This is a genomic window from Bacteroides sp. 3_1_23 (genome assembly GCF_000162555.1).
Lineage (GTDB): Bacteria > Bacteroidota > Bacteroidia > Bacteroidales > Bacteroidaceae > Bacteroides > Bacteroides ovatus.
Map to the genome: position 1 here is coordinate 1,229,061 of NZ_GG774955.1, position 12,572 is coordinate 1,241,632.

Below are 12,572 nucleotides of genomic sequence, written 5' to 3' on the forward strand. Positions count from 1 at the left end.
ATTAATAAATTCGTTCTCCGAAAATCTTGCTTCCTACCCGTACCAGCGTACTTCCTGCGGCAATGGCTTCGTGGTAGTCATGTGACATTCCCATCGACAGCTCGCAGAAAGTATCGGAGTGGATGAACCAAGTTGTTTTTATCTCGTTAAAGAGCCTATTTAGTAAACCAAATTCCCGGTTGATTTGTTCAATGCAATCGGTGTTGCTGGCCATCCCCATTAATCCGCAGATGCGTACATGAGTCAGCTCTTTCCATTCTCCGGCATTCAACATCTCCTTACATTCTTCGGGACTGAAACCAAATTTGGTTTCTTCCTGCGCAACGTGAATCTGCAACAGGCAGTTCACTGTACGTCCCGCTTTGACAGCTTGTTTGTTGACTTCGGCCAGCAGTTTATAACTATCAATTCCATGAATCATCGCTACGTATGGTATCATGTATTTGATTTTGTTCGTCTGCAGGTGTCCGATGAAATGCCATTCAATGTCTTTGGGCAAACTTTCGTATTTAGCTGTCATTTCCTGCACTTTGCTTTCTCCAAAAATACGCTGTCCCGCCTGATATGCTTCTTCTATCGCTTCATTGGGATGGAATTTTGAGACAGCAACCAGCCGGACTCCTTGAGGGAGTTCGGCCAGCACTTGCTTTAAATTGTCAGCAATACTCATTGTTATTTATGCTTTTGATGGATCAAACTCCGGTTTGTCATTCGGTTCGGCGCTGTAAGGATATACATCCATGAGCGGAGTCTCGGATACCATACCGATCTGATAATCTGCCATGGTTCCTTTCATTCCTTCATCCAGCTTCTTGACTGCGTCGCGCAAGTCGGCAGCTTGTACCAGTACTTGGGTAGAAGTCTTTTTTTCAGCACCGCTTTTTTCATCCAGAGTGATGAAAATAAGTTTGCATTTGAACCAGCGGTCGGCACTTTCTTCGTCGCTGGGGAAAAGTTCGCTATAGTTGGCACGTTTAATATCCGAAACGGTAAATTCTCCGGAGATAAACGGAGTCATTTCTTCAATAATCCGTGCTTCTGCTTCTGTAAAACTGAGTGCGTCAACAAGATAAGGTTCAGTTACTTTCTTCTGCATTCCGTTTTCCATTACTTTTTCATAACGGATCTTGCACTCAAACCATGTATGCATTGCCATAATTTTCTTCCTTTTTAATTAATTGATTTATGTAAATTGCCTACAAAGATAAACAAAATCCCAAAGTAAGTGCCGAAAGCTTTTTATTTTCTTTTATGCAGATTCTTTAATTCAAATGAAAGCATGACACGGAAAAGTCCGATGATGAGGAAAGCAAAAGAAATCATATACACTGCGTAGAGCGCTCCTATGGCGGGTTGCCATAATATTAAAAGAGAGCACAGGATGGCAAGAATACCGAAAGCCATGTACCAGCCCCAGTCGCGGGTTCCGTAACGTTTCAGGTCGATGGAATAGCCGGTGGAGGAGAAGCCTCGGAACATAAGCCAGAAGGCTATGATGAAAGGAATAACTTCCATGCTGACCATCGGATAGGCAATCAGGTAAATACCCAGAACGAGGTCGATGAGTCCTCCTACGATATACCATCCCCAGCTCGGGACACCTTTCCGGTTGCTAAGAGCAAAGATGATTTCCAGAATACCGCTTATCAGCATCGATACACTGAAAATGATACTTAGAGCTACATAGGTGCTTACGGGTGAGAACATGAGCCAAAGGGCTACAATGATATACACGATTCCCAAAAGAAGAGAAGTCCACCAATTTTTTACTGAATGTTGAATCTCATTGAATACAGTTTCCATACATTTTATATTTTAAATTGAACACTAGAGTGATTTCGTTGAGGAATAACAAATTGAATTTAGAAAAGGTTTTCCGTGAACATATTTGGGGGAATAGTTGTTTCCTATATAAAGTAATTTTTAAATATATATGCATTATGGCAACAACAAATTTCAAAGGACAACCGGTGAAACTGATCGGTGAATTTATACAAGTAGGTAAGGTAGCTCCTGACTTCGAGCTGGTAAAAACAGATTTATCTTCTTTCTCTCTGAAAGATTTAAATGGTAAAAATGTGATTTTAAATATTTTCCCTAGTCTGGATACCAGCGTATGTGCAACTTCTGTACGTAAGTTTAATAAAATGGCTGCCGGATTGAAAGATACGGTAGTATTGGCTATTTCTAAGGATCTTCCTTTTGCACACGGCCGTTTCTGTACGACAGAAGGTATTGAAAATGTAATTCCATTGTCTGATTTCCGCTTCTCTGATTTCGACGAAAGTTACGGAGTGCGTATGGCAGATGGTCCGTTAGCAGGACTTTTGGCGCGTGCGGTAGTTGTGATTGGTAAAGATGGCAAAATTGCATATACGGAACTTGTTCCTGAAATCACCCAGGAGCCTGATTATGACAAAGCCTTAGCTGCTGTAAAGTAATATAGAATATGGAGTATTAAGTATTAGGTATTAACTATTAGTTGCAGCTAATAAACGAATATGGCTAATACTTAATACTTAAGCCTGCTACTTATCTTAAAGATTTTGACCTAATGGGAACTGGTAAAAAGGCTTGGTAAACTGCCAAGGCTCCGTTCTTGTTAGGTTGTGTTTTTTCTACACTAAACCTCAACTATCATGAACAAAATGAAAACTCTATTCATCGCCCTGTTATGTATGGGCGTTGGAACCTTGTCGGCCCAAACTGCCGATAGTACACAAATTTCTCCCTGGACAAAAGAAGGATTTGCCGGACTGAAACTAACGCAAGTGAGCCTCACTAATTGGGCTGCCGGAGGTGATAACTCCGTTGCCTTTGACTTGCAGGGCACTTATCAGATTAATTATAAGAAAGGAAAACATCTGTGGAATAATCGTATCGAACTGGCTTATGGATTAAATAAGACCGGTGACGACGGAACCAGGAAAGCAAATGATAAAATCTATTTGAATACGAATTATGGCTATGCTATTGCCAAAAGTTGGTATGCCAGTGCGTTCGCCACTTTCCAGACACAGTTTTCTCCAGGATATGACTACTCCGTCAATAAAGACATTGCTATCTCCGAATTTATGGCTCCTGCCTATTTGACTACCGGTTTGGGCTTTACGTATGATCCGGGTAAGATATTTACCGTTGTATTGTCTCCTGCTGCGTGGCGCGGAACATTTGTACTCAATGACCGTCTCTCTGACGAAGGAGCTTATGGAGTGGATCCGGGCAAACATCTATTATCCAGCTTCGGTGCTAACTTGAAAGGAGAAGCCAAATATGAATTCTTGAAAAATATGACGGTATATTCACGTTTGGATCTATATTCCGATTATCTGCATAAGCCGCTGAATATAGATGTGAACTGGGAAGTACAAGTAAATATGATTATCAATAAATGGTTCTCAACCACACTTACTACTAACCTTATGTATGACGATGATGTGAAAATCGTGCAAAAGGATGGTACAAAAGGTGCTCGTGTGCAATTTAAAGAGATATTGGGAGTAGGAGTTCAGTTTAATTTCTAATTAGCTCTTATCTACCACAAAAAAATAAACCACAGAGGACGTAGAATACACAAAGAAGTAAGAATTTAACGGGTAATAGCCGATTTACAATAATGGATGCCCCGGTAACTCTATGTTCTTGCTTTGTGTTCTCTGCGTCCTCTGTGGCTTTGCAATGAGTATTTTACTACTTATTTTCTTTTTTTCAGCCCTTTATAAGCCAAAAAAACGATTACAATTACCACCACTGCTATAATGACATAGCCGATTTCGTGACTGTATTCGGTGGCCATTACATAGACATCGTTAGTCGTTTTGAGGTCTGTAAAACGGTAAATCAGGTATCCGAGCAAAGCTAATATGCTGTTCCATATAGCAGCGCCGAGAGTTGTATAAAGCAGGAAAGGACCTATTTTCATGCCGGCTAACCCTGCGGGAATACTGATAAGTTGGCGTACAGCCGGAATAAGACGGCCAAAGAAAGTAGAGGCTGCACCGTGCTTTCTGAAATATTCTTCTGCATGGTGTATTTTCTCTTCGTCAATAAGGCACATGTGCCCTAAACGGCTGTTAGCGAATTTATAGATAATAGGACGACCCAACCAACGTGCCAGGTAATAATTAACTAATGCACCGATATCTGCTCCTATAGTTGCAAATAGGACAACGAGAAAGATATTCATACTGTCGTCTGCCATAGCTTTCCATGCGGCAGGGGGTACTACGGCTTCCGAGGGGAAGGGAATAAAAGAGCTTTCGATAGCCATAAAAATAGTGACTACCCAATAGTTCAAGTTTTCTAATACCCATTTAAGAAGTTCTGCTACTGATTCCATGTTTTTTGAGGATAGAATTTATAAATTGATTTATTTTTTTCCTTTTGTTTTTTTCTTATTCTCTTTTTTCATGCGTTCCCACACTTCTTTGAGAGTTCTTTCGTCTTCTTCTCTGTGTTCGGGACTGTTCAACAGATCCAGGATCATGTCTTCTTCCAGTGGATGTTCACATTCCTTGTTATATTTAAAGAAGTTGTCGATTTCACCGTGCATGAGGCAAAGAACACTCAATTTCTCCGTCACATCTTCGTATTTCGGATTTATCTGGTACACTTTTTCAAAGTATTCTTTCGCTTCGATCAGATAGTCACTTTCCGAATAAGCAGAGGCAATCATATACCACATTTCTATGTTCGGATTGATCTCTATCGCTTTTTCGAAAGAGATGGCAGCTTCGTCTTCCAGTTCCTCTGCCAGGTATAGTTTTCCTTCTGTCAGATAAATCAATCCCTCGTTCGGGTTTATCTCTTTGGCTTTCTCGCATAACTCATGCGCCTCTTTATACCTTTCCAGGTGAGAGAGGGCGAATGCTTTGCTGGTATAGGTGTCTATCAATAAAATAGACTGCTTGTCTCCGTCTTCTTCAAAACGTTCGATCACTTTGTCGTAATAGTCATCGGCTTTTTGCCATTCTTCTTTATTACCGTAGGATATTCCCATAAACATGTAACCCAGTTCGGGGGGAATGGCTTTGAGCTCAATCGCCTTTTGGTAATTCTCGATGGCATCATCCGAATTGTTCAGATAGAAGAAACAATGTGCCTTGTAGGCATAAGCTTCCCCGTACTGATCGTCGGCTGCCAATGCGAAATCACAGGCTTCGATGGCTTTGTCTATTTGTTCCTGGACAAAGTAACATTTCACCAGTCCCATCCAGTAGGAAGGGTTGAATGGAGATTTGTCAATGAGTTTATTGTAATAGATGATGGCTGATTCTACCTGATGGGTCGATGCCAGATAATCGGCTGTGAGAGCCATGTATTCTTCATCTTCGGTATAACGGGATTTACCTCTGTCGAGCCATTCTTTGGCTGCGTCCGGGTATCCCATGTCCAGATAGAGAAATACAACATCAATGATTGTTTCCAGCTCGTCGGCATCCGCTATTGTGCTTAACAGCCATTGAGCTTCCTCCAGTTTTCCTCCATTCAGCAATAGTTCGGCTTTCAGCAGTTTCACTTCGGAATCAAATTCTTCGGTAATCGAATCCGCTACTTTTTTTGCTTTTTGCAGCTTTTGGGTATCCAGGTAAAGATATGCTTGTTCTATAAGCAAATCTGTGTTTCCCGGATGTATTTTAAGTCCATAAGTGATTACTTCTTGTGCTTCTTCAAATTTTCGTTCGGAGGCATACCAGTCGGCGATGTCGGCCAATTGGTCAGCATCCAGATAAAGTTGTCGGTTTTCTGCTTTTGCTTCTTCGTAGTTTGTGATTAGTGTGACTAGTTCCTTTTTTGCTGATGGCGAATTTTTTCTACCCATTTTACTTTTAGATTTTTAATTGCTAAGATGGGGCTGTTGCAAAAGTTCAGATGATGATCCTTTTGACACAGCCCCATTGTAAAGTTAAGCTTGAAAGCTTAGTTATTTATTGATCTTACCCCATGTGTCTTTCAACCCTACTGTACGGTTGAAGATTAGTTTATCCGGGGTTGATTCTTTGTCGATATTAAAGTAACCGATCCGTTGGAACTGCAGATAGGAGAGTGGAGGCAAGGTAGCTGCGAACTTCTCTATGTAGCAGTTGGGCAGAACTTTCAATGAATCCGGATTAATGATTTCTTTCATGGCTTCCAGTGCTTCGCATTTTTTTGCTTCGCGGATGGCAGCCAGTTCGTCACGTGGATTTTCCACTTTCCACAAACGGTCGTACAAACGTACTTCTGCTTGCAGGCAGTGGTTGCAGCTTACCCAATGGAGCGTACCTTTCACCTTGCGGTTCGCATCCGGCATGCCGCTACGGGTATTTGCGTCATATTCGCAATATACTTCTGTGATTACACCGTTTTCGTCTTTCTTGCAACCGGTGCATTTCACGATATAAGCATTTTTGAGACGTACTTCTTGTCCCGGTGTCATGCGGAAATATTTCTTGGGAGCGTCTTCCATGAAGTCTTCGCGCTCCATCCACAATTCGCGGCTGAACTCGATCAGGTGACTTCCTGCTTCCGGATCTTCCGGATTGTTGATTGCTTCCAGTTCTTCAACCTGTCCTTCCGGATAGTTGGTGATAATCAATTTAACCGGGTTGATTACTGCAGATATACGGGTAGCACGGCTGTTCAAATCATCCCGGACAGAGCTTTCCAACAGGGCGATGTCGTTCAGGGCATCGTAAGTGGTATATCCGATTTTATCGATAAACTTATGAATGGACTCCGGTGAATAACCGCGACGGCGGAAACCGCAGATAGTCGGCATACGGGGGTCGTCCCATCCGTTTACCAATCCTTCTTTCACCAGTGTGAGCAGGTTGCGTTTGCTCATCAGGGTGTAGCTTAGGTTCAGTTTGTTGAATTCGGTCTGACGGGGACGGTTGTCGTTCAGGTCTTTTCCTTCTTTCAACCAATCGATGAAGAGGTCGTAAAGCGGACGGTGTACCACAAATTCAAGTGTACACAGAGAATGAGTCACTCCTTCGAAGAAGTCACTCTGTCCGTGGGCGAAGTCATACATCGGATAAGCTTTCCAGGTAGTACCCGTACGGTGGTGCGGGTGTTTCACTACACGGTAAATAATCGGATCGCGGAAGTGCATATTCGGATTAGCCATGTCAATCTTGGCACGGAGCACCATGGCGCCTTCTTCGATCTCACCGCTATTCATTTTCTTAAAAAGTTCGAGGCTCTCTTCGATGGGACGGTTCCGGTAAGGGCTTTCCACACCCGGTTGGGTAGGAGTACCTTTCTGCTGTGCAATCAGTTCCGAACTCTGTTCGTCGATATATGCTTTTCCCTCCTGAATCAGGCGGATAGCGAAGTCCCATAATTGTTGGAAGTAGTCGGAAGCGTAGTATTCGTTTCCCCACTGGTAGCCTAGCCATTGGATATCTTCTTTGATAGCTTCTACATATTCCACATCTTCCTTGGTAGGGTTAGTGTCGTCGAAACGAAGGTTACATACACCGCCGTGTTTTTCTGCGATGCCGAAATCAAGGCAAATAGCTTTGGCATGGCCGATGTGAAGATAGCCGTTGGGCTCGGGCGGGAAACGCGTCTGCACTTTTCCACCATTTTTACCTTCTTTCAAGTCTTTCTCTACTGCCTGTTCAATAAAGTTCAAGCTTTTCTTTTCGCCTGCTTCTTCGTTTTTAATATCTGTCATAACGGTTAATGTTATCTGTATTTAGGCTACAAAAGTAGGACATTTTTTTTATTTAACCGGAATATAACCGCTCTTTTTTATAATGTCCTGTCCGTCGGATGAAAGAATAAACTGAATCAGGGGGTTAACTTGTTCCTTATTTTTTACATTGTAATAGTAGTAAAGCGGCCGGACGATAGGGTAGGTTTTGTTGGTGGCATTCTCTATCGTAGGGGTGGCGTAGTAGCTTCCGTCATAAGACACGGAAAGCGTTTTGACACGGGGAGACACGTAGGCCAGTCCTACATATCCGATGGCTCCTTTGGTCTGGCTGACAGACTGGATAATAGCACCTGTTGCCGGCATGGAAAGGCTGCTTGCCATGTAGTTTTTATTTTTCAGTACGCTCTCTTTGAAAAATTCGTAAGTACCGGACGATGTTTCACGCGAGTAGACTACTATTTTTCGGTTGTCTCCGCCTACCTGTTTCCAGTTGGTTATCTTCCCCCGGAAAATATCCTCCAGTTGTTGGCGGGTCAGCTGTTTCACCGGATTAGAGGGATGCACCACCACGGCGAGGGCGTCGTAGGCAACAATCACTTCGTTTACTTCTTCTCCTGCCGCTTTAATTTTCATCTTCTCGCTGAACTTGATCGGGCGGGAAGCCATTGCAATGTCCGTTGTATTATCCATTAAAGCGGAGATACCCACACCGGTTCCGCCACCGGTTACAGTGACACGGGCATCCGGATGCTGGTTCATAAACCGCTCTGCTGTCTGTTGTGCGACAGGCAGTACCGTGTCGCTACCTTTTATACGTTGTGCGTTGGCACCGAGCGAGAGTAAGGAAAGGGCGATTAATAAGTTTCTTCTCACTTTCATATTTCTTCTTTTTATTGACTTTGCAAATTAAGCAATCGGATATTACATTTCCATTTCATCCGGAATGGAAATGATACTTGTAACACAAACGTAACATGATTGAAACATTTCCTTCAAACGTTAGTCACACCTCCTTAATAAAGAGACGCTTTCTTTGCATCAGAAATCATAGTAGGTATGAAAAAGGTATTTGAAAGGATTATAGAAGGAATGTTGACTTGTAGCGGTTTCGTGACAAGTATTACTATTCTGCTGATTGTGCTCTTCCTTTTCACGGAAGCTTTCGGGTTGTTCAAGAGTAAGGTGATAGAAGAGGGATATGTGTTGGCGCTGAATAAGAGTAACAAAGTTAGTGTGTTGAGCCCTGCACAGATAAAGGATGTTTTTGATGAGGAGATTACAAACTGGAAGGAACTCGGTGGGGAAGATCTCCCTATCCGGGTTTTTCGTTTGGAGGATATAACGCAATATTGTACGGAAGAGGAGTTGGGACCTGCTTATGAATATGCAGGCGACAAGATTACGGAACTGGTAGAGAAAACACCGGGTATCGTAGCTTTTGTTCCGCAGAAGTTTATTGTTCATCCGGACGCGGTGCATTTCATAGAGGATAACACCATTTCCGTGAAAGATGTATTTGCGGGTGCCGAATGGTTTCCTACGGCCACTCCGGCAGCTCAATTCGGCTTCCTGCCGTTGATTACCGGTACGTTGTGGGTGAGTCTGTTCGCCATCCTTTTTGCTTTGCCGTTCGGGCTTTCGGTTTCTATCTATATGTCTGAAGTGGCAAACCCGAAAGTACGGAACTGGCTGAAACCGATTATCGAACTGTTGAGTGGTATTCCTTCCGTGGTTTATGGCTTTTTCGGGTTGATTGTCATCGTTCCGTTGATTCAGAAGTTGTTTAATCTTCCGGTGGGAGAGAGCGGCCTGGCAGGGAGTATCGTACTGGCCATTATGGCATTGCCTACCATCATAACGGTGACGGAAGATGCGATGCGTAACTGTCCGCGTGCAATGCGGGAAGCGAGTCTGGCATTGGGGGCTTCTCAATGGCAGACGATATATAAGGTAGTAATTCCTTATTCTATTTCGGGTATTACATCTGGTGTGGTACTTGGCATCGGACGTGCTATCGGGGAGACGATGGCAGTATTGATGGTGACAGGTAATGCGGCTGTGATTCCGACAACGATCCTTGAGCCTTTGCGTACCATTCCGGCTACGATTGCCGCCGAACTGGGAGAGGCTCCTGCGGGTGGTCCGCACTATCAGGCATTGTTCCTGTTGGGTGTCGTACTGTTCTTCATAACATTGATTATCAACTTTAGTGTGGAATATATTTCTTCTAAAGGATTAAAACGTAGCAAATAAGATGGAAATACGGAGTAATAATAAAGCTAAACACCGTTCGCAGAAACTCGCTTTCGGGATTTTCCGGTTGTTAAGTCTTTGCATTGTACTGATATTGTTTGCGATTCTGGGATTTATCGTTTATAAAGGAATCGGTGCTATCAGTTGGGATTTTATCACTTCGGCTCCTACGGATGGAATGACAGGTGGCGGTATCTGGCCGGCTATTGTCGGTACTTTCTACCTGATGGTGGGAAGTGCGCTATTTGCATTTCCGATAGGGGTGATGAGTGGGATTTATATGAATGAGTATGCGCCGAAAGGCAGGTTGGTACGCTTTATCCGGGTGATGACCAATAACTTGAGCGGTATTCCTTCCATCGTATTCGGATTGTTCGGTATGGCGCTGTTTGTCAATTATATGGGGTTTGGTGATAGTATTCTGGCAGGTTCTTTGACATTAGGTTTGCTTTGCGTACCTTTGGTCATCCGGACAACGGAGGAAGCCTTGAAAGCCATTCCCGACAGTATGCGTGAAGGTAGCCGGGCATTGGGAGCGACGAAGTTGCAGACGATATGGCATGTTATTTTGCCGATGGGTATGCCGAACATTATCACTGGGTTGATTCTCGCCTTGGGACGTGTTTCGGGAGAGACGGCGCCGATTCTGTTTACTTGTGCCGCATATTTCCTGCCGCAACTTCCTACCGGCATTTTGGATCAGTGTATGGCCTTGCCTTATCATTTGTATGTGATTTCCACCAGTGGAACGGATATGGAGGCACAACTGCCGCTGGCTTATGGCACGGCATTGGTATTGATTATGATTATCCTGTTGGTGAATCTGCTGGCTAATGCCTTGAGAAAGTATTTTGAGAAAAGAGTAAAAACGAACTAAATTAGTATATGGATACAGTGAAAATAGATGTGCGTGATGTGAACTTCTGGTATGGGGACTTTCATGCATTGAAGGGCATCAGCATGCAGATTGAGGAAAAATCGGTTGTTGCTTTTATCGGACCGTCCGGTTGTGGCAAATCTACTTTCCTCCGGCTTTTCAACCGGATGAATGATTTGATTCCTGCTACCCGTCTGGAGGGAGAAATCCGTATCGACGGACATAATATCTATGCGAAAGGCGTGGAAGTGGACGAACTCCGCAAGAATGTGGGAATGGTGTTCCAGCGTCCCAATCCTTTCCCGAAAAGCATATTCGAGAATGTGGCTTACGGACTTCGTGTGAACGGAATAAAAGATAATGCTTTCATTCGCCAGCGTGTGGAGGAAACATTGAAAGGAGCGGCTCTTTGGGATGAGGTGAAAGATAAGTTGAAGGAATCGGCTTATGCATTGTCCGGCGGACAGCAGCAGCGTCTTTGTATCGCCCGTGCGATGGCTGTCTCTCCTTCGGTATTGCTGATGGATGAACCTGCGTCTGCGCTCGATCCTATTTCTACGGCGAAAGTGGAGGAGTTGATTCATGAACTGAAGAAGGATTATACGATTGTAATCGTTACGCATAATATGCAGCAGGCGGCCCGTGTCAGTGATAAGACGGCGTTTTTCTATATGGGAGAAATGGTGGAGTTCGATCAGACGAAAAAGATATTCACCAATCCGGAGAAAGAGGCTACCCAGAATTACATAACGGGACGTTTTGGGTAATCCGGGTATCTGGAACCCAATTGATAGAATATTAATCATTTATATATAATAGACTATGGTAAAGTTTATAGAATCGGAACTCATCCTATTGAAGAAGGAAATTGATGAAATGTGGACCTTGGTGTACAACCAGCTTGACCGTGCCGGAGAGGCTGTGTTGACCCTTGACAAGGAGCTGGCTCAACAGGTGATGGTTCGCGAGCGCAGGGTGAATGCTTTTGAATTGAAGATAGATAGTGATGTGGAAGATATTATCGCATTGTATAATCCGGTGGCGATTGATCTTCGTTTTGTGTTGGCTATGTTGAAGATTAACACAAATCTGGAACGTTTGGGTGACTTTGCGGAAGGGATCGCCCGTTTTGTACTTCGTTGCAAAGAACCGGTATTGGATGCGGAGCTGTTGTCTCGTCTTCGCCTGGCAGAGATGCAGGCAGAGGTGTTGTCGATGCTGGAACTGGCAAAACGTGCCTTGAATGAAGAGAGTAATGATTTGGCGGCAGGAGTGTTTGCTAAGGATAATTTGCTAGATGAAATCAATGCGGATGCAACAGGGATTCTTTCAGACTATATTATCGAACATCCGGAAGCTGTACATACTTGCGTAGATTTAGTCAGCGTGTTCCGTAAACTGGAACGTTCGGGAGATCATATTACCAACATTGCCGAGGAGATTGTATTCTTCATTGATGCCAAAGTGTTAAAACATCGTGGAAAAACCGATGAAAATTACCCGGAAAAGTAATTTTCTGCCGATTTTTAAACAGAAATTAGGGCTCCTTAAAAAAATATCTTATATTTGTCTCCTGTAACGGACAAGTTACAGGAGATTTTGCTTCAAATGATAATAAATCCAAAGAATTTTCAAAAAGATGTTATATGACATGTTTTATAATTTGGATAGTATCGGTAAAACCGCCTATATTTGCACCGTTATCCTGAAAACAATCTTTTTACCTTAAAAAAAAACTAATACCTATTGAAAACTGAAAAATGGAGCTTTGTGAAAAGCCCCATTTTTTTTTGCTCT

13 protein-coding genes are annotated in these 12,572 nt (G+C 43.3%); 6 read left to right on the plus strand and 7 right to left on the minus strand.

The features are described 5' to 3' along the window. Position 1: 1 nt before the first annotated feature. The 3 genes from HMPREF9010_RS02095 to HMPREF9010_RS02085 form a co-directional block, all read right to left on the minus strand. Positions 2-670, minus strand: a complete 669-nt coding sequence (locus HMPREF9010_RS02095; RefSeq protein ID WP_004296647.1) for a YggS family pyridoxal phosphate-dependent enzyme — start codon at positions 668-670, stop codon at positions 2-4. A 6-nt stretch (positions 671-676) separates the two neighbouring features. Then, a complete protein-coding gene (locus HMPREF9010_RS02090; RefSeq protein ID WP_004296648.1) occupies positions 677-1,156 on the minus strand; it encodes a DUF4494 domain-containing protein in 480 nt (159 codons plus the stop codon). A gap of 83 nt (positions 1,157-1,239) precedes the next feature. Further along, positions 1,240-1,803: an HdeD family acid-resistance protein gene (locus tag HMPREF9010_RS02085; protein WP_004296649.1), complete on the minus strand. Its 564-nt coding sequence runs from the start codon at positions 1,801-1,803 to the stop codon at positions 1,240-1,242. 137 nt (positions 1,804-1,940) lie between these two features. On the opposite strand from HMPREF9010_RS02085, the gene tpx reads away from it, so the two are divergent. Together tpx and HMPREF9010_RS02075 are read left to right on the plus strand one after the other, a co-directional pair. Continuing rightward, entirely contained in the window at positions 1,941-2,441 is a 501-nt protein-coding gene (gene tpx, locus HMPREF9010_RS02080) for a thiol peroxidase (protein WP_004296650.1), read from the plus strand. A gap of 198 nt (positions 2,442-2,639) precedes the next feature. Then, positions 2,640-3,524 carry a DUF3078 domain-containing protein gene (locus HMPREF9010_RS02075; protein WP_004296651.1) on the plus strand — a complete coding sequence of 295 codons (885 nt, stop codon included), beginning with the start codon at positions 2,640-2,642 and terminating at the stop codon, positions 3,522-3,524. 170 nt (positions 3,525-3,694) lie between these two features. Here HMPREF9010_RS02075 and HMPREF9010_RS02070 read toward each other — a convergent pair whose 3' ends face one another. The 4 genes from HMPREF9010_RS02070 to HMPREF9010_RS02055 all read right to left on the minus strand — a co-directional run bounded on the left by HMPREF9010_RS02070 (position 3,695) and on the right by HMPREF9010_RS02055 (position 8,524). Next, complete coding sequence (locus HMPREF9010_RS02070) at positions 3,695-4,339, minus strand: DedA family protein (RefSeq protein WP_004296652.1); 645 nt, start codon at positions 4,337-4,339, stop codon at positions 3,695-3,697. A gap of 30 nt (positions 4,340-4,369) precedes the next feature. Then, positions 4,370-5,821, minus strand: coding sequence for a tetratricopeptide repeat protein (locus HMPREF9010_RS02065; protein ID WP_004296653.1), 1,452 nt, complete (start codon positions 5,819-5,821; stop codon positions 4,370-4,372). 102 nt (positions 5,822-5,923) lie between these two features. Continuing rightward, positions 5,924-7,663, minus strand: coding sequence for a glutamine--tRNA ligase/YqeY domain fusion protein (locus HMPREF9010_RS02060; protein WP_004303881.1), 1,740 nt, complete (start codon positions 7,661-7,663; stop codon positions 5,924-5,926). Between the two features lie 48 nt (positions 7,664-7,711). Beyond that, positions 7,712-8,524: a PstS family phosphate ABC transporter substrate-binding protein gene (locus tag HMPREF9010_RS02055; protein WP_004303880.1), complete on the minus strand. Its 813-nt coding sequence runs from the start codon at positions 8,522-8,524 to the stop codon at positions 7,712-7,714. 177 nt (positions 8,525-8,701) lie between these two features. Here HMPREF9010_RS02055 and pstC point away from each other — a divergent pair, with 177 nt between their 5' ends. Genes pstC through phoU form a run of 4 tightly spaced genes read left to right on the plus strand, consistent with a single transcriptional unit; the run spans position 8,702 to position 12,287 of the window. Further along, positions 8,702-9,898: a phosphate ABC transporter permease subunit PstC gene (gene pstC, locus HMPREF9010_RS02050; protein ID WP_004303879.1), complete on the plus strand. Its 1,197-nt coding sequence runs from the start codon at positions 8,702-8,704 to the stop codon at positions 9,896-9,898. A gap of 1 nt (position 9,899) precedes the next feature. After that, a complete protein-coding gene (gene pstA / locus HMPREF9010_RS02045; RefSeq protein WP_004303878.1) occupies positions 9,900-10,775 on the plus strand; it encodes a phosphate ABC transporter permease PstA in 876 nt (291 codons plus the stop codon). Positions 10,776-10,783: 8 nt separating this feature from the next. Then, complete coding sequence (pstB, locus tag HMPREF9010_RS02040) at positions 10,784-11,542, plus strand: phosphate ABC transporter ATP-binding protein PstB (RefSeq protein ID WP_004303877.1); 759 nt, start codon at positions 10,784-10,786, stop codon at positions 11,540-11,542. Between the two features lie 55 nt (positions 11,543-11,597). Then, on the plus strand, positions 11,598-12,287 hold the full coding sequence (gene phoU, locus HMPREF9010_RS02035) for a phosphate signaling complex protein PhoU (RefSeq protein ID WP_004296659.1): 690 nt from the start codon (positions 11,598-11,600) through the stop codon (positions 12,285-12,287). The last annotated feature ends 285 nt before the right edge of the window (positions 12,288-12,572 follow it).